This is a genomic window from Streptomyces sp. NPDC005017 (assembly GCF_042873115.1).
Lineage (GTDB): Bacteria > Actinomycetota > Actinomycetes > Streptomycetales > Streptomycetaceae > Streptomyces.
On the sequence record NZ_JBIALD010000031.1, the window covers coordinates 23,980 to 44,260 of the forward strand.

Annotated in this window: 18 protein-coding genes and 1 riboswitch; of the genes, 13 read left to right on the forward strand and 5 right to left on the reverse strand. The window is 71.3% G+C overall.

The annotated features are described in order from the left end of the window. Positions 1-26: 26 nt before the first annotated feature. On the reverse strand, positions 27-2,390 hold the full coding sequence (locus ACFYR0_RS32825; protein ID WP_389336360.1) for a chitinase C-terminal domain-containing protein: 2,364 nt from the start codon (positions 2,388-2,390) through the stop codon (positions 27-29). A 184-nt stretch (positions 2,391-2,574) separates the two neighbouring features. Further along, a riboswitch (FMN riboswitch) is annotated at positions 2,575-2,705 on the forward strand. 150 nt (positions 2,706-2,855) lie between these two features. Here ACFYR0_RS32825 and ACFYR0_RS32830 point away from each other — a divergent pair. From ACFYR0_RS32830 to ACFYR0_RS32870, 9 genes are all read left to right on the forward strand, one after another. Continuing rightward, positions 2,856-3,461 carry a riboflavin synthase gene (locus ACFYR0_RS32830; protein ID WP_386384338.1) on the forward strand — a complete coding sequence of 202 codons (606 nt, stop codon included), beginning with the start codon at positions 2,856-2,858 and terminating at the stop codon, positions 3,459-3,461. Beyond that, positions 3,458-4,096: a nicotinamide riboside transporter PnuC gene (locus ACFYR0_RS32835; protein WP_389336364.1), complete on the forward strand. Its 639-nt coding sequence runs from the start codon at positions 3,458-3,460 to the stop codon at positions 4,094-4,096. Before ACFYR0_RS32830 ends, ACFYR0_RS32835 begins: the two co-directional genes overlap by 4 nt. After that, positions 4,093-5,400 carry a bifunctional 3,4-dihydroxy-2-butanone-4-phosphate synthase/GTP cyclohydrolase II gene (locus ACFYR0_RS32840; RefSeq protein WP_389336367.1) on the forward strand — a complete coding sequence of 436 codons (1,308 nt, stop codon included), beginning with the start codon at positions 4,093-4,095 and terminating at the stop codon, positions 5,398-5,400. The genes ACFYR0_RS32835 and ACFYR0_RS32840 overlap by 4 nt, the downstream gene beginning before the upstream one ends. 53 nt (positions 5,401-5,453) lie before the next feature. After that, a complete protein-coding gene (ribH, locus tag ACFYR0_RS32845) occupies positions 5,454-5,939 on the forward strand; it encodes a 6,7-dimethyl-8-ribityllumazine synthase (RefSeq protein WP_356694597.1) in 486 nt (161 codons plus the stop codon). A gap of 34 nt (positions 5,940-5,973) precedes the next feature. Further along, complete coding sequence (locus ACFYR0_RS32850) at positions 5,974-6,246, forward strand: phosphoribosyl-ATP diphosphatase (RefSeq protein ID WP_026249121.1); 273 nt, start codon at positions 5,974-5,976, stop codon at positions 6,244-6,246. Between the two features lie 50 nt (positions 6,247-6,296). Then, positions 6,297-7,145 carry an ATP phosphoribosyltransferase gene (gene hisG, locus ACFYR0_RS32855; RefSeq protein ID WP_386384328.1) on the forward strand — a complete coding sequence of 283 codons (849 nt, stop codon included), beginning with the start codon at positions 6,297-6,299 and terminating at the stop codon, positions 7,143-7,145. 15 nt (positions 7,146-7,160) lie between these two features. Beyond that, positions 7,161-7,616: a PH domain-containing protein gene (locus ACFYR0_RS32860; RefSeq protein WP_389336372.1), complete on the forward strand. Its 456-nt coding sequence runs from the start codon at positions 7,161-7,163 to the stop codon at positions 7,614-7,616. A 258-nt stretch (positions 7,617-7,874) separates the two neighbouring features. After that, the gene (locus tag ACFYR0_RS32865; protein ID WP_389336375.1) at positions 7,875-9,200 is read left to right on the forward strand and encodes a hemolysin family protein; all 1,326 of its coding nucleotides are present in this window, start codon (positions 7,875-7,877) and stop codon (positions 9,198-9,200) included. Then, a complete protein-coding gene (locus ACFYR0_RS32870) occupies positions 9,197-10,309 on the forward strand; it encodes a hemolysin family protein (RefSeq protein ID WP_386384322.1) in 1,113 nt (370 codons plus the stop codon). Before ACFYR0_RS32865 ends, ACFYR0_RS32870 begins: the two co-directional genes overlap by 4 nt. Before the next feature lie 223 nt (positions 10,310-10,532). Here the strand turns inward: ACFYR0_RS32870 and ACFYR0_RS32875 are convergent, their stop codons facing one another. Continuing rightward, positions 10,533-12,401 (reverse strand): AAA family ATPase, encoded by a 1,869-nt coding sequence (locus ACFYR0_RS32875; protein ID WP_389336378.1) that lies wholly within the window; start codon positions 12,399-12,401, stop codon positions 10,533-10,535. A 461-nt stretch (positions 12,402-12,862) separates the two neighbouring features. Beyond that, positions 12,863-13,456, reverse strand: coding sequence for a uridine kinase (locus tag ACFYR0_RS32880; protein WP_389336381.1), 594 nt, complete (start codon positions 13,454-13,456; stop codon positions 12,863-12,865). A gap of 184 nt (positions 13,457-13,640) precedes the next feature. Between ACFYR0_RS32880 and ACFYR0_RS32885 the strand changes: the two genes are divergently transcribed. The 3 genes from ACFYR0_RS32885 to ACFYR0_RS32895 all read left to right on the forward strand — a co-directional run bounded on the left by ACFYR0_RS32885 (position 13,641) and on the right by ACFYR0_RS32895 (position 16,195). Next, positions 13,641-15,011: a peptidase C39 family protein gene (locus ACFYR0_RS32885; protein WP_389336384.1), complete on the forward strand. Its 1,371-nt coding sequence runs from the start codon at positions 13,641-13,643 to the stop codon at positions 15,009-15,011. Positions 15,012-15,104: 93 nt separating this feature from the next. Beyond that, entirely contained in the window at positions 15,105-15,248 is a 144-nt protein-coding gene (locus tag ACFYR0_RS32890; protein ID WP_389336387.1) for an SCO1431 family membrane protein, read from the forward strand. A 287-nt stretch (positions 15,249-15,535) separates the two neighbouring features. Next, the gene (locus ACFYR0_RS32895; protein WP_389336390.1) at positions 15,536-16,195 is read left to right on the forward strand and encodes a TetR/AcrR family transcriptional regulator; all 660 of its coding nucleotides are present in this window, start codon (positions 15,536-15,538) and stop codon (positions 16,193-16,195) included. 46 nt (positions 16,196-16,241) lie between these two features. Here the strand turns inward: ACFYR0_RS32895 and ACFYR0_RS32900 are convergent, their stop codons facing one another. Then, complete coding sequence (locus ACFYR0_RS32900; RefSeq protein ID WP_389336393.1) at positions 16,242-17,465, reverse strand: glycoside hydrolase family 18 protein; 1,224 nt, start codon at positions 17,463-17,465, stop codon at positions 16,242-16,244. Positions 17,466-17,817: 352 nt separating this feature from the next. Here ACFYR0_RS32900 and ACFYR0_RS32905 point away from each other — a divergent pair, with 352 nt between their 5' ends. Beyond that, positions 17,818-18,990 (forward strand): acyl-CoA dehydrogenase family protein, encoded by a 1,173-nt coding sequence (locus tag ACFYR0_RS32905; RefSeq protein ID WP_389336396.1) that lies wholly within the window; start codon positions 17,818-17,820, stop codon positions 18,988-18,990. Between the two features lie 578 nt (positions 18,991-19,568). Here ACFYR0_RS32905 and ACFYR0_RS32910 read toward each other — a convergent pair. Next, positions 19,569-20,006, reverse strand: a complete 438-nt coding sequence (locus tag ACFYR0_RS32910; protein WP_389336399.1) for a hypothetical protein — start codon at positions 20,004-20,006, stop codon at positions 19,569-19,571. Positions 20,007-20,281 lie beyond the last annotated feature (275 nt).

Below are 20,281 nucleotides of genomic sequence, written 5' to 3' on the forward strand. Positions count from 1 at the left end.
CCGCCGCCGGGCCCGTCCATCGGGGTTCAGCAGGCGCCGAGGTCCTGCCACACACCCCATTCACCGGTGGTGCCGGGCTCCTCGCCCTGCGTCCACCACTTGGACTTCCACGAGTGCCCCTTATGGGCGACCGTAGTGCCGCCGCCGTAGGTGCCGGTCGCGCTCCAGGCCGGGGCCGTGCAGGTCCCGCCGGTCGGCGTGGGCGTCGGGGTCGGGGTCGGGCTGCCCGTCGGGGTCGGCGTGGGGGTCGGGGTCGGGGTGGGCGTGCCCGGGTCCACCACGGTGGTGCCCCGCGCCAGGTCGTCGGCCAGCGCGTAGGTCTTCCCGCCGAAGGTCACCGTCCAGTTGGACGGGGTGGAGACCGGCAGGTAGTACACGAAGTCCAGTTCCACCGAGGCGCCCGGCGCCAGCGTCTGCCAGGCCGGCAGCTTCAGCGACACCCGGTTGTACGGGCCCTTCAGACCGCCGACGTTGCTGCCCGAGTGGTCGCTGCGGATCACCGAGGTGCCCCAGCCGGACTGGTCCTTGGCGTTGGCGGGCGCGGAGGTGCCGTAGTCGAACTGGAACTCCGTGCCGCCCGGCAGCGTCGCCGACGTGCTGTTGGTGATCTTCAGCTTGGGGCTGATGGGGTAGTTGGAGTCACCGAGGGGGAACTGTCCGAATTCCACGTCGATGTCGACGGCCTGGGACGGAAGAGCGATCGTGGAACGCTTGGCTCCGTACGGAGCCGCGGACTTGAACTTCTCGTACATCGCCGTAGTCAGGGTCGAGCCCGGCTCGTACTGGCCCTTGGCGGCGTTCCACCGGTAGTCGCCGGCGAGCTCCCAGATCATGGTTCCGCCGAGGCCGCCCGCGACGACGTAGTCCGCCTTGGCGTTCACCGACTGCTCGTCCTCGGTGGACAGGAACACCTTCTTCTCGGCGTTCCACAACCAGGGCGCGACCAGGGTGGAGTCGTACTTGCGGGCGTAGGTGCCGGTCAGCCTGGTGTCGGCCGGGAACCCGTACTTGGTGACATAGTCGCCGACGACACCCTTCTCAAGGTTCTTGGCGTGCCACATAGGATTCGAACCGGCCGGTGACTCCTTGCCGTTGGTGTCCAGATCGTGCCAGAGGTTGTCGATGCCGCTGGCACCGTCGCCGCACTTGGTGAGGCCGGACCCGGCCGGACAGGTGGTCGTCGCCGCCTTGCCCCACAGACCGTCCGTACCGCCGGTGACGTTCTTGAATCCGCGGGTGTAGTACGGCAGGCCGATGTTGATACGGCCGGCCGGCATCGAGCCGCGGAAGTAGTGAACGGCCCAGTCGGTGTTCAGATATCCGATTCCCCCGTACTGGGAGGTGGAATACACGCCCGCGGCGGCGAGTTCGGCGTCCTTTCCGTCGTCGAACAGCGAGGCGTTCGGGCCGACGTACTCGTTCCAGGCGCCGTGCAGGTCGTAGGACATGATGTTTACGTAGTCCAGGTACTTCTGGACCTGGAACGTCTCCATACCGCGCAGCAGATATCCGGAGGAGGGAGCGGCGACCGAGAGGAGGTAGTGCTTCCCGTCGGCGGCGCCCGCGCGGTCGAGCTTCTCGCGCAGCGTCTTCATCAGGGCCGCGTAGCCCTTGACCAGGCCGGCCCGGCGGGCGTTGGAGAGGGACCAGTCGAGCGGGTTGCCCGCGTCCTTCATCGTCGTCGGGTACTCGTAGTCGATGTCGACGCCGTTGAAGCCGTACTTCCTGATGAACTCGACGGACGAGTCGGCGAAGGTGTCGATGCCCGCCTGGTTCACCGAGCCGTCGGCGTTGGTGGCCATCGAGTAGAAGCCGCCGGAGTTCACCCGGCTGCCGTCGTCGGCGAAATAGCCGCCGGTCTCGGCCCAACCGCCCACGGAGATGAGGGTCTTGACGTTCGGATGCTGCTTCTTGAATTTGTTCAGCAGGTTGAAGTGGCCCTTGTAGCCGAATGCCGGGTCCATCTCGGCGCCCGCCACGCCGGGCCAGGTCATTCCGGTCGCGGAGTTCTTCGCGCCGTCCGAGCCGACGGAGATCCTGTGGGAGCCGTCGATGTGCGCGAAGGCGTAGTTGAGGTGGGTGACCTTGTCCCAGGGGATGTCGGAGGCGAGGTAGGCGGGGGTCCCGTCCTTGCCCGTGCGCCAGCCGGTGAAGTAGCCGATGACGCGGCGCTGGTGGTCGGCGCCCATCTTCTCGCGCCCGTCGGCGTCGTAGACGGAGCAGTAGGGGACTTCGACACCGGGCGTCCGGTACAGGCCGTCCGGACGGCAGGAGTCCTGGTCGGCGGCGTGGGAGACGGTGGCCGGGAGGCCGGCCAGCAACAGACCCGCGGCCGCGGCGGCGGCCGCGAACAGGGCGGGTCTCGCTGTGTTGCGCGAGGGGGACATCAAGTCGGTTCCTCTCCACGGAAGTTGCGCAGACCCTAGAGAGGACTAGACCAATGCGTCAATAGGTATGGACCAATCTGGTGCCCTGGTGGACCTCGAGCCTTCGTCGAGCGTTCTGTGAGCGAGCCCACAAACATCACCCGCATGGAGGAGTGCTCTCCGTGGCAGACTGGCCCTGTACCAGTAGCAGCGCACTCCGGGGTCGGTGAAAGTCCGAACCGGCGGTTACAGTCCGCGACCCGGTCGCCTCCAGCGGCCGGTTGACCAGGTGAAATTCCTGGACCGACGGTTAAAGTCCGGATGGGAGGCAGTGCGCGGCGGGCGAGCACATCCTGTGCGCGTCGCCGTACCGGTTCGCCTTTTCGGGCGAGCTCTGTCCGGCGTCGCTCCCGGTGTTCTCGTGCGCTCTCTCTGTCGTCATCGACAGGCCCCGGAGTCCGTGCCCGAAGAGGCAGGAGGACCCGGGAAGTGTTCACCGGAATCGTCGAAGAGCTGGGTGAGGTCACCGGCGTCGAGACTCTCGACGACGCCTGTCGCTTCCGGCTGCGCGGACCCGTCGTCACCGAAGGCGCCAAGCACGGTGACTCCATCGCGGTGAACGGCGTGTGTCTGACCGTCGTGGACCACGAGGGCGACGAGTTCACCGCCGACGTCATGGCGGAGACCCTCAAGCGCTCCAGCCTGGGCGCCCTCACCGTCGGCTCGCGCGTCAACCTCGAACGGCCCACCGCCGTGGGCCACCGCCTCGGCGGCCACATCGTCCAGGGCCACGTCGACGGCACCGGCGCGGTGGTCGGGCGCAGCCCCTCGGAGCACTGGGAGATCGTCACGATCTCCCTGCCCGCCGACCTCGCGCGCTACGTCGTCGAGAAGGGCTCCATCACCATCGACGGCATCAGCCTCACCGTCGTGGAGGTGGGCGCCGACTACTTCACCGTCAGCCTCATCCCCACCACCCTCGCGCTGACCACGCTCGGCCACAAGCAGGCCGGCGACCCGGTCAACCTCGAGGTCGACATCATCGCCAAGTACGTCGAGCGTCTGCTCACCACCGGCCGGGGGGAGGGGGCGTGAACTGGCTCGACTCCGAGGCGTTCGTCCTGTTCGACCAGCGCATCATCTGGTCGGACCTGGTCGGCAACGTCCTCGGACTGATCGCCCTCACCCTCGGCTGGCGCCGCTCGGTGCTGACCTGGCCCGTGCAGTTCCTGGCCGGTCTCATCCTCTTCGGCGCCTTCTACGGCCACCTCGCCGGCAGCGCCGGCAAGCAGGTCGTGGTCATGCTCGTCGCGCTGTACGGCTGGTGGCGGTGGAGCCGCCGGGGACGGACCGCGGACGGTCACGTCTCCGTACGCTTCGCCACCTGGACCGAGCGCGGCGCCATGGCCGCCGCGGCAGCCGCCGGCACCGTCGCCGTCGCCCTGCTGTTCAAGGCGTATCCGAGCCTGTCCTGGGATCCCTGGCCGGACGCCTACATCTTCGTCGGCACGATCGTCGCCATGTACGCGCAGGCACGCGGCATGGTCGAGTTCTGGCTCGCCTGGCTGCTCGTCGACCTCGTCGGCGTGCCGCTGAACTTCGCCAACGGTTACGCGTTCTCCGGTTTCGTCTACGTCATCTACGGCGCGCTCGTCCTGTGGGGCCTGCGCGACTGGTGGCTGCGCTCCCGCAACGGCGCGCGGCCGGCCCTGGAAGGAGCGCCCGCATGAACACCACCCCCGTCCTCTACAGCACGGACGACCTCGACGACTTCGTCCTGGACCCGATCGAGCGCGCCATCGCCGACATCGCGGCCGGCCGTCCGATCGTGGTCGTGGACGACGAGGACCGCGAGAACGAGGGCGACCTCGTCATCGCCGCCGAGCACGCCACCCCCGAGATCGTCGCCTTCATGATGAGCGAGTGCCGCGGTCTGATCTGCGCCCCCATGGAGGGCGACGAGCTGGAGCGCCTCCAGCTCCCGCAGATGGTCGCCGCCAACACCGAGTCGATGCAGACCGCGTTCACCGTCTCCGTCGACGCCTCCGCCGTCTACGGCGTGACCACCGGCATCTCCGCCTCCGACCGCGCCACCACGCTCCAGCTGCTGGCGAGCGGCACCGCCCAGGCCGACGACTTCGTCCGCCCCGGCCACGTCTTCCCGCTGCGCGCCAAGCCCGGCGGCGTCCTGACCCGCAACGGCCACACCGAGGCCGCCGTCGACCTCGCCCGCCTCGCGGGCCTGCGTCCGGCCGGCGCCATCGTGGAGATCGCGGGCGAGGACGGCACCATGCTGCGGCTGCCCGAGCTGATCCCGTTCGCCCGCAAGCACGGTCTGACGATCATCTCCATCGAGGACCTGATCGCCTACCGGCGCTCCACCGAGCCCACCGTCCGCCGCGAGGCCGAGACCCGGCTGCCCACCGCCCACGGCACCTTCACCGCCGTCGGCTACCGCTCCACCGTGGACGGCGTCGAGCACGTCGCCCTCGTCCACGGCGACCTCGGCGACGGCAAGGACGTTCTGGTCCGGATGCACTCCGAGTGCCTCACCGGCGACATCTTCAGCTCCCAGCGCTGCGACTGCGGCCCCCAGCTCGACGCCTCCCTGGAGCGCATCCAGGCAGAGGGCCGGGGCGTGGTGGTCTACCTCCGCGGCCACGAGGGACGCGGCATCGGCCTGATGTCCAAGCTGCGCGCCTACGAGCTCCAGGAGCGCGGGCGCGACACCCTGGACGCCAACCTCGAACTCGGCCTGCCCGCCGACGCCCGCGACTACGGCGCCGGCGCGCAGATGCTGAAGGACCTCGGCGTCGTCAGCGTCCGCCTGATGACCAACAACCCCGACAAGACCGACGCGCTCGTCCGGCACGGCATCGAGGTCACCGAGCGCGAGCCGATGCCCGTGCACGCGGGCGAGCACAACCTCCGCTACCTGCGTACCAAGCGGGACCGGATGGGACACGATCTGCCCTGGCTGGACACACCCGCCGCGGCAGCCCCCGCGTCGACGTCCACCTGCGAGAACCAGTAACCGACCGGCCATCTGCGACATCCGGCAACAGACCAGCGAGGAGACACAACACCGTGAGCGGCAAGGGCGCACCCAACCTGTCCGTACGCAACGTCGGCGACCTTAGGGTCGCGGTGATCGCGGCGCAGTGGCACGAGAAAGTGATGGACGGACTGGTCGACGGCGCCCTGCGCGCCCTGCACGACCTCGGCATCGACGAGCCGACCCTGCTCCGGGTCCCCGGCACCTGGGAACTCCCCGTCGTCGCCAAGGTCCTCGCCGGCCGCGGCTACGACGCCGTCGTCGCCCTCGGTGTCGTCATCCGCGGCGGCACCCCCCACTTCGAGTTCGTGTGCCAGGGCGTCACCCAGGGCCTGACCCAGGTGTCCGTCGAGACCGGCGTCCCCGTCGGCTTCGGCGTGCTCACCTGCGACACCGAGGAGCAGGCCCTGGACCGGGCCGGTCTGCCCGGCTCCAACGAGGACAAGGGGCACGAGGCGGTCACCGCCGCCGTCGCCACCGCGGCCACCCTGCGTTCAGTATCCGAACCGTGGCGCTGACCGGTGCCGGGGACCGCGTAGGGTAAGGACCACCATGTCCAAGAAGACGTTCGAGGAGCTCTTCACCGAGCTCCAGCACAAGGCCGCCACCGGCGACCCCGCCACCTCCCGCACCGCCGAACTCGTGGGCAAGGGCGTCCATGCCATCGGCAAGAAGGTCGTCGAGGAGGCCGCCGAGGTCTGGATGGCCGCCGAGTACGAGGGCAAGGAGGCGGCAGCCGAGGAGATCTCCCAGCTGCTGTACCACGTCCAGGTGATGATGGTCGCCCGCGGCATCTCCCTCGACGACGTCTACGCCCACCTGTAAGCACCCCGCACCCGTCCGCCGCAAGACATCACGCAAAGGAAGCCGACCTCATGCTGCGCATCGCCGTCCCCAACAAGGGTTCCCTCTCAGGCCCTGCGGCGGACATGCTGCATGAGGCCGGCTACCAGCAGCGGCGGGAGTCCAAGGAACTGCGGATCGTCGACCCGGAGAACGAGGTCGAGTTCTTCTACCTCCGCCCCCGCGACATCGCGATCTACGTCTCCTCCGGCCGCCTCGACATCGGCATCACCGGGCGCGACCTGCTGATCGACTCCGGCGCCAACGCCGAGGAGATCCTCCCGCTCGGCTTCGCCCGCTCCACCTTCCGCTACGCCACCAAGCCCGGCACCGCCAAGGGCGTCGAGGACCTCGGCGGCATGACGGTCGCCACCTCCTACGAGGGCATCGTCGCCAAGCACCTCGCCGACAGCGGCATCGACGCCTCGGTCGTCCACCTCGACGGCGCCGTCGAGACGGCCATCGAGCTGGGTGTGGCCGAGGTCATCGCGGACGTCGTCGAGACCGGCACCTCGCTGCGCAACGCGGGCCTGGAGGTCATCGGCGAGCCGATCATGAGGTCCGAGGCGCTGGTCGTCCGGCGCACCGGCGCCGACCCCGACGACCCCAAGGTCCAGCAGTTCCTGCGCCGCCTCCAGGGCGTCCTGGTCGCCCGGACGTACGTGATGATGGACTACGACATCCGCGCCGAGCACCTGGAAGCGGCCGTCGCCATCACCCCCGGCCTGGAGGGCCCGACCGTGTCCCCGCTGCACAACGAGGGCTGGGTCGCCGTCCGCGCCATGGTGCCGACCAAGGAGGCGCAGCGGATCATGGACGACCTGTACGCCATCGGCGCGCGGGCCATCCTGACCACCGCCATCCACGCCTGCCGGCTCTGACGGGGCGCGCACGACATGTCGGAACTCCCCGCCCTCCCCGTCACCTTCCGGCCCGGCCGCACCCGCGCGGTGCTGCTCACGGCCGCCACCTCGATCTTCGTGGTCGTCTCGGCCGTCGCGCTGCTCCTGGAGCGCCTCAGCCCCGGTGAGCGGATCAGCTTCGTCCTCACGGCCGCCCTGCTCTCCGGCGTCGTGCTGATGCTGGCCCGGCCCAAGGTCGTCGCCGACGAGAACGGCATCACCGTCGTCAACTTCGCCAGCACCCGCCGACTGGGCTGGCCGGAGATCGTCCAGGTGAACCTGCGCGTCGGCGACCCCTGGGTGTTCCTCGACCTCAGCGACGGCACCAGCCAGCCCGCCATCGGGATCCAGCCCGGCATCGCGAAGGAGCAGGCCATCGCGGACGCGCGGACGCTGCGCGCGCTCGTCGAGGCCCGTTCAGGGCACGACCCCGAGACGTCCCGGAGCTGAGGTCCGGGGTGATCCCGGGGCCGACTCCGGGGCGTCCACCCTGCCGCACGGGCCCGTGTCTTGATTAATCTGGTGGCGGAGGCGTTTTCGCTGCGCCTCCGCCCCTGTGGCACCGTCCGGTGCACAGGGGTTCCTGCTACCCGAGGAGTGACCCTCTCCGGCGATGGACGGATCGTCCTGCAGTACCTGCGCCGCCCCCTGCCGACATAGCACGCACCCCTTCACCGGAGTCCGTGCCCTTGCGCAGGCGGTGGCACCATGAGCACCCCCCTGCTGCTTCTCGCAGCCGCGTTCCTGCTCATCCTGGCCAACGGCTTCTTCGTGGCGGCCGAGTTCGGTCTGGTGACCGTCGAACGCCCCGAGGCCGAGAAGGCCGCCGCCGAAGGCGACCGCCGCGCCCGTACGGTCGTGGAGTCGCTGAAGGAGCTCTCCTTCCAGCTCTCCGGCACCCAGCTCGGCATCACCATCACCTCCCTCGTCGTCGGCATGCTCGCCGAACCCGCCCTGGCCAAGCTGCTCGACGGCCCGGTCACCGCGCTCGGCGTACCCGAGGGAGCCGTCTCCGGCGTGGCCGTGATCATCGGCATGCTGTTCGCCTCCGCCGTCCAGATGGTCGTCGGCGAACTGGTGCCCAAGAACTGGGCCGTGTCCCGCCCGATGCAGGTCGCGCGGTTCGTCGCCGGCCCGCAGCACGCCTTCGCCCGGCTGTTCCGGCCGGTGATCGCCGGGCTCAACGCGGTCGCCAACCGGCTGGTCCGCGCCCTCGGCGTCGAGCCCACCGAGGAGCTCGCCTCCGCCCGCACCCCCGGTGAGCTGGTCTCCCTGGCCCAGCACTCCGCCCAGGCCGGCGCCCTGGAGCAGGACACCGCCGACCTGTTCGTGCGCACCCTGTCGCTGGCCGAGCTGACCGCCCAGCACGTGATGACGCCCCGGGTGAAGGTCAGCGCGCTCCAGTCCTCCGCCACCGCCGAGGACGTCGTCAACCTCACCCGCGCCACCGGTCTGTCGCGCTTCCCCGTCTACCGGGAGAAGATCGACGAGATCGTCGGCATGGCCCATCTGAAGGACGCCCTGGCGGTGCCCGTGCAGGAGCGGCTGCGCACCCCGGTCGCCCGGATCGCCCGGCCCGCGCTGCTCGTCCCCGAGACCCTCCCGGTGCAGCCGCTGCTGGCCCGGCTGCGCAGCGAGCAGCCCATCGCCGTCGTCGTCGACGAGTACGGCGGCACGGCAGGCGTGGTCACCCTGGAGGACATCGTCGAGGAGATCGTCGGCGAGGTCCGCGACGAGCACGACGGCCAGGACACCCCCGAACTGGCCCCCGCCCCGGCGGAGGACGGCCGGCCCGCCTGGGACGTGGACGGCAGCTGCCGCGTCGACACCCTGGCGCGGATAGGCATGGACGTGCCCGAGGGCCCCTACGAGACCGTCGCCGGCCTGGTCGCCGATCTGCTCGGCCGTATCCCGGCCGCCGGTGACCGGGCCGAGCTGCCCGGCTGGCGGCTCTCCGTGCGCCGGGTCGGTCACTACAGGGCCGAGCGGGTGCGCCTGGTGCGCACCGCCGCCGTCCGGGAGGCCGCCCGATGAGCGTCCTGCAACTGCTGTTCGCCGCGCTGCTGGTCCTCGCCAACGGCTTCTTCGTCGGCGCCGAGTTCGCCCTGGTGTCGGTGCGCCGCAGCCAGATCGAGCCGCTCGGCACCGCGCGGGCCCGCCAGGTGCTGCACGGCCTGGAGCGGCTGCCGCGGATGATGGCCGCCGCCCAGTTCGGCATCACCATCTGCTCCCTGACCCTGGGCGCGGTCGCCGAGCCGACCGTGGCGCATCTGCTGGAGCCCCTCTTCGAGCGGATGCATCTGCCGCACGGCGTGATCCACCCGCTCGGCTATGTCATCGCGCTCGCCGCCGTGGTCTTCTTCCACCTCGTCATCGGCGAGATGGTCCCGAAGAACCTCGCCATGGCGGCCCCCGAGAAGACCGCGCTCTGGCTCGCCCCCGGCCTGGTCGCGTTCGCCCGGGTCTGCGGGCCGGTCACCCATGCCCTGGGCTACTGCGCCCAGGCCGTCCTGCGCCTGTTCCGGGTCGAGCCCAAGGACGAGGTCGAGGCGGTCTTCACCAGCGTCCAGCTCGGCCGGCTCGTCGAGGACTCCGGTCAGGCCGGTCTGCTCGACCCGGAGGAGCAGGAACGCCTGGAGGACGCCCTGGAGCTGGCCTCCCGCCCGGTGACGGACGTGCTGCTGCGCGGCGAGTCCCTGGTGACGGTGGGCCCGTCGGTCACCCCGGGCCGCATCGTGGAGCTCACGGCGAGGACGGGCTACTCCCGCTTCCCCCTCGCCGCCGACAACGGGGTCTACATGGGGTACGTCCACGTCAAGGACGTCCTCGACCTGGAGGACTCCGACCGGGCCGTCCCCCAGCACGTCTGGCGCCATATGACGACCCTCCGGTCCGACCTGCCCCTCGACGACGCCCTCACGGTCATGCGCCGGGCGGGGACCCACCTCGCCCAGGTGGCCGACGCCTCGGGCCGCGTGCTGGGCCTGGTCGCCCTGGAGGACGTGCTGGAGCTGATCGTCGGCGAGGTCAGGGACCCGGCCCACCGGGCTCCGGCACCCTCCCCGGCACCCGTCTCGGCCCCGGAGGTACGGGTCACCGAGCCGAGGCCGACGGGGGAGCCGGAAGGAGTGCTGGCCTCGTAGCCGCGCCGCCGGGGGTGCGGGCCGGGTCGACGGCCCGCCCGCACCTCACGCGGTACGGTCCCGCGCGGGGAACGGCGCAATCTTTCAGGGGCGCGGGGAACTGCGCGACCCGGGCCACGAGGAACCGGGCGATCCTGGGGCTCGCGAGCGCAGAACTCACCCTTGAGGGGCGCGGGGCCGCGAACAACGCCCCCGCATCCCCGAAGGACGGGCCGTACCGGCCCTACAGGGCGGACGGGTCCTGCGGGCCGCGCCCCGACAGCACCTCGCCGTAGGCCTGCATCAGATCCGGCAGCCGCAGGGTCGCCAGGTCGTCCCTGGACAGGCTGCCGGGGTAGGCGGACAGCCGCAGATCCCGGTAGGCGCAGCTCTTCTCGTACAGGGTCCGCAGGAAACGGCCGTTGCCCAGCTCGTCGATCCACCCCTGGTCGACGACGTGCCCCGCGATGGACCGCAGTTCGTCGATCGCCTCGTCGTCCCAGGCGTCGCCGTTCTCGGCGGCCAGCACCTCGCCGATCGCGGTGAGTTCGAGCGGGCGGTAGGAGGGGAAGTCGACCCGGGTCGTGAACCGCGAGGACAGCCCGGGGTTGGCGGCGAGCAGCCGGTCCATGCCCTCGGGGTAGCCGGCCAGGATCACCACGAGATGGTCGCGGTTGTCCTCGGCGCGCTTCAGCAGCACCTGGAGGGCCTCGTCGCCGTACGCGTCGCCCTTGCCGTAACCGGAGTTGGAGAGCGAGTAGGCCTCGTCGACGAAGAGGACGCCGCCGAGCGCGGAGTCGATCAGCTCGTTGGCCTTCACGGCGGTCTGCCCGAGGTACTCGCCGACGAGGTCCGCCCGCTGGGCCTCCACGAGATGGTCCCCGCCCAGCAGGCCGAGGGCGTAGAAGACCCGGCCGAGAATGCGGGCCACCGTGGTCTTGCCGGTGCCGGAGGGGCCGGAGAAGACGAAGTGCCGCTTGGGCGGCTGGACCGGCAGCCCCTGACCGGTCCGCAGCCGTGCCATGTTCAGCTGTGCGGACAGGGCCTTGACCTGGCGCTTGACCGGCTCCAGGCCCACCATGCGCTCGAGTTCCGCGAGCGCCTCGTCGAGTAACGCGGGGTCCGTCGGACCTGCGGGCAGCGGCCCGGAGGGCACCACGGTCTTCTCGCGCACGGCCGGGTCGGTCACGGCGGGCAGCGGCGCGGCCGGCGGCAGCAGATCGGGCTCGGGCAGCCGCAGATCACGGCCGTCCATGCCGAAGAGCGGGTCGAGGACGTCCATCCCGTCCACGCTGTCCTGCCCTGCGCCGGCCAGGGTGATGGCCGCCAGGTCGGAGGTCTCGTCGTAGCCGTCGCCCTCGGAGATCGCGGCGAGCCGGGCCGAGGTGTCCATGAACGCGGGATCGACGCGGTGCACGGCCCGGTACAGCGGCAGCGCGGCCGCCGAGCGGCCGGTGCCCTCGTGGGCGCGGGCCAGCCAGTAGCGCAGCTCCTTGCGCTGCGGCTGCTCGCTGCGGCAGCGCATCAGCGCGGCCGACAGCAGCGGCTCGGCCTGTCCGTACATCTCCAGCCGCACCCGGGCCATGCCCCCGAACAGCCCGGCCTCGATGCCGAGCAGCGGGTCGTCGATCAGCGAGTCGGTGTGCCGGACGAGCTGCTCCCAGTCCTTGACCAGATAGGAGCGGCAGGCGTGCAGGAACCGCACCTGCGGGTCGGCGTCCACGGGCGGCAGTCCGGCCAGCGCCCGGTCCAGCTCGGGCACATGGCGTCCGTCCAGCCAGTGCGAGGCGTGCGCGAGCAGGAGATCGCGCGGACTCTCCAGCACCGGCTGCACCCACCAGCCCAGCCAGTACCAGGAGTTGAGCGTGCGCCTGTGCCGGGCGCGCTGTTCGCCGAAGCGGTCGCGGTGCCGGAACATCCGCAGCAGCGCGGTCGTCGTGTCCACCCGCAGCGCGTGCAGTCCGAGCCAGCCGTCCGCCATCCCGGGGTCGAGCCGTACCGCGGAGCGGAACTCCTCCTCCGCCTGCGGATAGGCGCCCATGGTGTAGGCGTCGACCCCTCGCAACCAGGCGAGGTCGGCCGGGGCCTCGGGGCCCTGCGTGCCGAAGTCCATCACGTCCCCCACAAGCCGTGCCCCCGCTGGTTCACCGGCGGGCGCTCGCCCGTCGGCCGTCGCGCTCGAACCGCCCTGCCGCGGACCGGAGTTGCCCGACGCGACCTTCGTACGAAGGTCGCTCCGAGGGCATCGTACCTGCGTGGGTGTCGCCCGCCGAAGGGTGCGGCACCGGCCGTTCGGCGCGCCGGGAGGGGGCGGGGGCGCACCCCGATCCGGTGACCGAGGGTGAGCATGCGGCGCCTCACAGCGCTCGGCCGGGGGTGTGAGGACAGAACGAAGCCCCCGGTCACGGGGGAACAACCGGGGGCTTCGCGTCGATGGGGCGCCCTTTCGGTGCGCACATTGAGAACGTAAGTCCTGTACGGCCTGACGGTCAAGCGGAGTTGGGGCACCGGTCAAAGTTCAGATGACGCGATCTCCACAGTTCCATCACATTGTCTACAGTTGCTTACGGAGTGTCACATTGCGGCGTCGGCAGCCGGTCCGGGCAGTACCTCGTACCCCTCTTGCACCTGCCGCACCACGAGATCGGCAAAGGGGCGCGAAGGGTCCTCGGCGAAGTGCCGCCGCTCCGCCGGGACCCAGCCGTCCCAGAACACGCGCTGCTCCGCACCGTCCCGCGCCCGCCCGCGGTCCCACGCCTCCCGCGGCGGCATCTCCATCCACAGCAGCCGCGCGAGATACGGCCGCAGCGCCCGGCGCCCCGCGCCGACCCCCTCGATCAGCACCACCTCGGCCGACGGCAGCTCCCGCGGCGGCCCGAAGCGCCGCGCACGCCAGTCGTACGGCCGGTATGCGGCCGGTTCGGCCCGCGACAGCGGCTCGACGACCTGCCGCAGCACCCGGTCCGTCCAGGCGAACAGCTCCTCGTGCGTGGCGATGTCGTCCAGGCGCAGCACCGGCGCCCCGCCCAGCGCCCCGGCCAGCCGCCCGGCGAAGGTCGACTTCCCGGAACCGGCGTGTCCGTCGACGGCGACCAGCCGGACGGGCCCGCAGGACGGCGGCAGTGCCCGCAGACGGCGGGCGAGGTCGGGCAGCGAGGACGGGTTCACCCGCCCATCATCCCCGCCGCTCCCGCCATGCCGAGGTCCAGGTCATGCCAGTGGTCGAAACCAATATTGGTGGCCGCGGCATGCCCCGAGATGCTGGCTGGAGCAGGGTGCCTGCGGCCATAGTTGGCGGACGCAGCCATGCATCGGGCCCGCCCCGACTCGGACACCTGGGAGTCACACACCCATGAGCAGAGCCGAACAGCCGTCCCGCAGAAGCGTTCTGGCCGCCGCCGTCGCCGCCGCGGTCGTCACCGGCGCGGGCCCGGCGGCGGCCGACGCCGCGGCCGGGAACGGCACCGGCACCGAGGGGGCGGCGGGCGCCGACCGCCTCGTCGACAACCGCGCCTGGACCTCGTACACCGACTGGCGCTCGGGCACTGCCCGCGGCACCCGCGCGGTCGCGGGCGCCCGCCCGGCGCTCGTGCTCGCCACCCCGGCCGGCACCGCCGACTACACCGACCCGCACACCGGCACCACCGCCGCGTGGGAGTACGCGACCTGGACCTCGCCGCTCCACGCGCTCTCCGTCCCCGCCACCGAGGTCATCGCGTCCTGGAACGCCGACACCCCGGCCGGCACCTGGATCCAGGTGGAACTGCTCGGCACCTACTCGGACGGCACGCGGACCCCGTGGTACGTGCTGGGCCGCTGGGCCGCGGGCGACCAGGACATCCGGCGCACCTCGGTCGACGACCAGAGCGACGGCCGCAGCAGCGTCTGGACCGACACCTTCGCGATCGACGACGCCTCGACCGGCCTGCGGCTGGCCTCCTACCGGCTGCGGCTGACCCTGTACCGCCGTCCCGGCACCAAGGCCACCCCGGCCGTGTGGCGGCTCGGCGCGATGGGCTCCGACGTCCCCGACCGCTTCGCCGTCCCCGCCTCCACACCCGGCCTGACCAGGGAACTCGGCGTCCCGCGCTACTCGCAGGAGATCCACAAGGGCCAGTACCCCGAGTACGACAACGGCGGCGAGGCGTGGTGCAGCCCGACCTCCTCGCAGATGATCGTCGAGTACTGGGGCGCCCGGCTGAGCGAGGAACAGCTGTCCTGGGTCGACCCGGCCTTCGCCGACCCGCAGGTGTGCCACGCGGCCCGGTACACCTACGACTACCAGTACGCGGGCTGCGGCAACTGGCCGTTCAACGCCGCCTACGCCGCCACCTTCCGGGGCCTGCAGGGCGTGGTCACCCGGCTCCACTCGCTGGCCGACTTGGAGACGCTGATCGAGGCCGGTATCCCGGCCATAACGTCCCAGTCCTTCCGCGCGGACGAGCTGACCGGCGCCGGGTACGGCACCTCCGGGCATCTGATGACGGTGATCGGCTTCACCGCGGAGGGCGATGTGATCGCCAACGACCCGGCCTCGCCGAGCAACGAGGCGGTGCGCCGGATCTACCGGCGCCGCGAGTGGGAGAACATCTGGCTCCGCACCAAGCGGTACAACGCCTCCGGCAAGGTCGCCTCCGGCACCGGCGGGGTCTGCTACCTCTACTTCCCGGCCCACCCGACCCCTCGGCAGCGCCGGGCGCTGGCGGCGGTGGGGGTGCGCTGAACGCGGCCGGGCCGTCCCCGGCGAGGGACGGCCCGCCCGGCTGTGAGCAAGCTCTCCACCGCAAAAGCCGCCTCGGGTGGCAAGGTGGACAGCATGACCACGAACGCAGCCGCCTCCGCCCGGGTGACCACGGGCGGGCCCACGGAGGACGACGGCCCGAAGATCGCCGAGCACGCCATGGGCTGGACCCTCGTCGTGGTCGTCGCGATGCTGGTGACCCAGCTCGGTCTGCTCTGACGCGATTCCGCCGACCGCGGCGCGGGCTCCGCGCGCCCCGGGAACAGTCTCCGCCCGTCCTGGCCCGTTTCGCCCCGGCCGTCACTGCCCGATCCGCCCCGATGGTGACCGTCCCGGCCGAAACCGAGCCTCCCTGCCCCGTATCGAGGTAATTCCCCACCCGTTACCGGAGCCCCCGGGGGCCGACTCCGGCCGCCGTAACCGGCCCCCGGACCTCTGTGACCTGAACCACCCATGACCTGACATACTGCGGGGGTCCCGCCGCCCGTTGGATTTCAGGTTCGAAATTGGACATCAGTCACCAGCGTGACGCCGCCCGCCCGAGGGTGCGCGGCACCGACCGCTCGCTGGCGCGCCGCGCCGAACTCATCTCCATCGGGCGCAAGCTGTTCGCCGACACGTCCTACGACGCGCTCTCCATGGACGACATCGCCCGCCAGGCCCATGTCGCCAAGGGCCTGATCTACTACTACTTCCAGTCCAAGCGCGGCTACTACCTGGCCATCGTCGAGGACTCGGTCGCCGACCTGGTCGGCTTCGCCGCGGGCGGGCTCGAACTGCCCGCGGTGGACCGGGTGCAACGGACCATCGAGGGCTATCTGCGCTACGCCGAGCACCACCACGCCGCCTACCGCACCATCGTCAGCGGCGGTGTCGGCTTCGACGCCGAGGTGCACGCCATCCGGGACGGGGTGCGCGAGGCGATCGTGACGACCATCGCCGAAGGGGCGTACGGCCGCCGGGAGATCGGGCCCGTGGCCCGGATGGGGCTGCTGGGCTGGGTCTGCGGTGTCGAGGGCGCCACGCTGGACTGGATCGACCGGCCCGGACTGTCCCGCGACGACATGCGCGAACTGCTGGTGAAGATGCTCGGCGGCACCCTGCGCGCCATCGAGGAACTCGACCCGGCCCACCCGGCCCCCGAGCCCGCCCGACGGCCCGTGTGAGCGGGGCGGGAGAGTCGCTCCCGCCCCACCCCGCCCCGGAACAGGGTCAGTTGATCGCGCGGATCAGCTCACCGTTCGCGGTGTCCCCGCTCAGCTCCCAGAAGAAAGTGCCGCCGAGGCCCTGGCCGTTCTTGTAGGCCATCTTCCCCGCGATGGTCGCCGGGGTGTCGTAACTCCACCAGTTGCTGCCGCACTTGGCGTACGCGGTGCCGCCGACCGTGCCGGTCACCGGGCACTTGGTCCTGAGGACCTTGTAGTCCTCGATGCCCTGCTCGTACGTGCCCGCCGCCGGACCCGTCGCGGTGCCGCCCGGCGCCGCCTTGGTCACACCGGTCCAGCCGCGGCCGTAGAAGCCGATGCCGAGCAGCAGCTTGGAGGCCGGGATGCCGAGGCCCCTGAGCTTGGCGATGGTCGCCGAGGTGTACAGGCCGGCCTTCGGGATGCCGCTGTAGGAGTTCAGCGGCGAGTGCGGGGCGGTGGGGCCCGCGGCGTCCCAGGCGCCGAAGTAGTCGTACGTCATCGGGTTGTACCAGTTGACGTACTGCGCTGCACCCGCGTAGTCGGCGGCGTCGATCTTGCCGCCGGCGGTGGCGTCGGCGGTGATCGCGGCGGTGACCAGGTTGCCGGAGCCGAACTTGGCGCGCACGGCCTGCATCAGGTTCCTGAAGGCCGCCCGGCCGCTGGTGTCGCAGCTCGCGCCGCAGGCGTTGGGGTACTCCCAGTCGATGTCGATGCCGTCGAAGACGTCCCGCCACTTGGAGTTCTCGACCAGGTCGTAGCAGGACTGGGCGAAGGCCGCCGGGTTGCGGGCCGCCTCGCCGAAGCCGCCGGACCAGTTCCAGCCGCCGAAGGACCAGAGGACCTTGAGGCCGGGGTGCTTCTTCTTGAGCTTGCGCAGCTGGTTGAAGTTGCCGCGCAGCGGCTGGTCCCAGGTGTCGGCCACGCCGTCCACCGACTCGGCGGCGGTGTAGGCGCGGTCGGTGGCGGCGTAGCCGTCGCCCATCACGCACTTGCCGCCGGTGACGTTGCCGAAGGCGTAGTTGATGTGGGTCAGCCTGGAGCCGGAGCCGGAGGTCTCGATGTTCTTGACGAAGTACTTGCGGTCATAGGTGCCCCATTCGGTGAAGTAGCCGACGACCTTCGAGCCGACGGCGGCCCCGGCCGCGGGGGCGGTCGTCGTCGCGGTGGCGGTGCCCGCGCCGGCCAGCAGTCCGGCGCCGAGCGCGCCGCTACAGAGCGCGGCGACGAGGGTACGCAGGGGAGTTCGCATCGGTGTCTCCTCGTGGGGGAGAGGGGGACATGCGCCGGCACGGCCGCCCATGGGCAGGGCTGCCCTATTGGCATGGACGCGATAAATGCCGGTGATCCGACACCGTAGGAGGACTAGACCACTGCGTCAATGGTGCGTACCAATCCCGTAGGCTGTGGGATTACCAGAAGTAAGCGCTCGTTAACCAGTGACTCGAGGCCGCCGATCGGGCATACTCACAGCGCCGAGCCGCTGGTCAGCAGCCTTCCGAGACCCGGAACTGCGAGCATCGACCGGCACCCAGCCAGACCAGGCGGTGCCGCCCACACGACGGGCCGGACCGCCCGTGCCCGACAGGGAGGAGAGCGTCGCCATGCCCGACCGCGCCCCGCAGCCGGTGGACCGTCAACTGCCCACGGACGAGGCCCGGGATCTGATCTCGCTCGTCCGTGACATCGCGCAGCGCGAGATCGCTCCGGCGGCGGCCGAGGAGGAGGACGCCGGGATCTTCCCCCGTGAGACCTTCACCCTGCTCTCCCGCTCGGGCCTGCTCGGCCTGCCCTACGACGCCGAGTACGGCGGCGGCGAGCAGCCCTACGAGGTCTACCTCCAGGTCCTCGAAGAGCTCGCGATGGCCCGGCTCACGGTCGGTCTCGGCGTCAGCGTCCACACCCTCGCCTCCTACGGGCTCGCCGCCTACGGCACCAAGGAGCAGCAGACCGAGCACCTGCCCGCCATGCTCGGCGGCGGTCTGCTCGGCGCCTACTGCCTCTCCGAGCCCGCCTCCGGCTCCGACGCCGCCTCGCTGCGCACCAAGGCCGTGCGCGACGGCGACGACTGGGTGATCAGCGGCACCAAGGCGTGGATCACCCACGGCGGCATCGCCGACTTCTACACCGTGATGGCCCGCACCGGCGAGGACGGGGCGCGCGGCATCACCGCGTTCCTGGTGCCCGGCGACGCCGAGGGGCTGAGCGCGGCCGCGCCGGAGAAGAAGATGGGCATGAAGGGCTCGCCCACCGCCCAGGTCCACCTCGACGGCGTCCGCGTCCCCGACAGCCGCCGCATCGGCGAGGAGGGCCAGGGCTTCTCCATCGCCCTGTCCGCGCTCGACTCCGGGCGCCTCGGCATCGCGGCCTGCGCCATAGGCGTCGCCCAGGCCGCCCTCGACGAGGCCGTGGCGTACGCGAAGGAGCGCCGCCAGTTCGGCCGTCCGATCGCCGACTTCCAGGGCCTGCGGTTCGTGCTCGCCGACATGGCCACCCAGATCGAGGCCGGTCGCGCGCTGTACCTGTCGGCGGCACGGCTGCGCGACGCCGGGCTGCCCTTCGCCAAGCAGGCGGCCATGGCCAAGCTGCACTGCACGGACACCGCCATGAAGGTCACCACCGACGCCGTCCAGGTGCTCGGCGGCTACGGCTTCACCGCCGACTTCCCGGCCGAGCGGTTCATGCGCGAGGCGAAGGTGCTTCAGATCGTCGAGGGCACCAACCAGATCCAGCGGGTGGTCATCGCCCGTCACCTCGCGGGTCCGGAGACCCGCTGAACTGACCGGGCCGCACCACGGGCGCCGCGAGCCGCACCCACTCGGGGTCGTGGCGCCCCGGCAGGGTGCGGCCGCGACTGGCCCAGGCGCGCATCAGATCGCGGTAGATGGGCGGATCCGCGGGCGGCGGCGCCGCGGCCATCGGCGGCGGCAGCGGAACCGATTCCGCCAGGGTCGGCACGAAGGATCGGAGCTGACGCCCGGTGGCGGTACGGGTGGGGGTCATACCGGTCCAACGCCGCGGGAGGGCCAGGGGTCACGGTCGGCCCGCCCGGCCGCGCCTTCACGAGTGACTCATCCGCGAGTCGCGGGCGTACACGCGTGCGGTCGTTCCCCGGAGCCTCGCTGCTCGCCCCCGTCCGGCGTCGGAGCCGCCGTGCGGCGCCCTGACGCGCCTGGGCAGTCGAGGAAACGGCACACCGGCCCCTGGGCTCGGCCACCCTCACCTGGCCGCGGGCACAGTCGGCTTTCGCCCCCTCGCCCGGCTGCGGACACACCGAACCCGCACCACGGCGGTCCGCGAGCCGTGGTGCGGGGCGGTTACCGGTGCTGAACGCGAAGAACGCGAAGAACGCGGCTCAGGCGGCCTGGCGCCGCATCGAGGGGACCCGCATCGGGCGCGAGCCCGGCCCGCCGACGTGCGAGAAGGGCTGCATCCGCCAGTCGAGTCCCTGCGGGAGCGTCAGCAGCAGCGCGGTGTCCTGCTCCTGCGGCTCGAAGGTCTCGTCGGCCGGCCGGGCCTCGGTGGCGCCGCGGCCGGTTCCCGGGCACACCGTGAGCCCGAACGGGTTCCACGGCGACGCGCACAGCGCGTGCTCCGGCAGGGACTCCTCGTCCGCCAGGAGCGCGATGGGCTGCGCGCAGTCCGGGCAGATCACCCGGAACATCTCGAAGGTGTCGTACGTGTCGTCGAAGTCATCGCCGAAGACGTCGGATTCGACGCCCTCCGGAGCGGGCTCGACGACCGGCTGCTGCCGCTTGGGCGCGGTACGACCAGGACGCTTAAGACTCTGCATGGGTTCTCCCCCTCGGGCTGGGCCGTGAAGGCACTGCGGCCTCGACCACAGCAAGCACTTCCCGTCCGGCATCGGGGGTAATCACGACAGCATCACGGACGTCACCCCGGGCCTGTGGTGTTCGTCACACGGCGTTCGAAAGTGCAGGAAAACGGCGTGTCGGGGTCCCCTATCCGCTCCGGATCCGCCCCCTGCCCGCTCCGGCGGAGCTCCGCCGAGCCTCTGCCAGATCACGAACCGGGCATGACCACGGCTGTCGAGGTATCCGAGGAGAT

Bases quoted from the DNA above. Each gene is read 5' to 3' on its own strand.
- ACFYR0_RS32840 (WP_389336367.1), top strand. From the start codon at position 4,093: ATGAACACCACCCCCGTCCTCTACAGCACGGACGACCTCGACGACTTC.
- ACFYR0_RS32850 (WP_026249121.1), top strand. From the start codon at position 5,974: ATGTCCAAGAAGACGTTCGAGGAGCTCTTCACCGAGCTCCAGCACAAG.
- hisG (WP_386384328.1), top strand. From the start codon at position 6,297: ATGCTGCGCATCGCCGTCCCCAACAAGGGTTCCCTCTCAGGCCCTGCG.
- ACFYR0_RS32860 (WP_389336372.1), top strand. From the start codon at position 7,161: ATGTCGGAACTCCCCGCCCTCCCCGTCACCTTCCGGCCCGGCCGCACC.
- ACFYR0_RS32865 (WP_389336375.1), top strand. From the start codon at position 7,875: ATGAGCACCCCCCTGCTGCTTCTCGCAGCCGCGTTCCTGCTCATCCTG.
- ACFYR0_RS32870 (WP_386384322.1), top strand. From the start codon at position 9,197: ATGAGCGTCCTGCAACTGCTGTTCGCCGCGCTGCTGGTCCTCGCCAAC.
- ACFYR0_RS32875 (WP_389336378.1), bottom strand. From the start codon at position 12,401: ATGGACTTCGGCACGCAGGGCCCCGAGGCCCCGGCCGACCTCGCCTGG.
- ACFYR0_RS32885 (WP_389336384.1), top strand. From the start codon at position 13,641: ATGAGCAGAGCCGAACAGCCGTCCCGCAGAAGCGTTCTGGCCGCCGCC.
- ACFYR0_RS32890 (WP_389336387.1), top strand. From the start codon at position 15,105: ATGACCACGAACGCAGCCGCCTCCGCCCGGGTGACCACGGGCGGGCCC.
- ACFYR0_RS32900 (WP_389336393.1), bottom strand. From the start codon at position 17,465: ATGCGAACTCCCCTGCGTACCCTCGTCGCCGCGCTCTGTAGCGGCGCG.
- ACFYR0_RS32905 (WP_389336396.1), top strand. From the start codon at position 17,818: ATGCCCGACCGCGCCCCGCAGCCGGTGGACCGTCAACTGCCCACGGAC.
- ACFYR0_RS32910 (WP_389336399.1), bottom strand. From the start codon at position 20,006: ATGCAGAGTCTTAAGCGTCCTGGTCGTACCGCGCCCAAGCGGCAGCAG.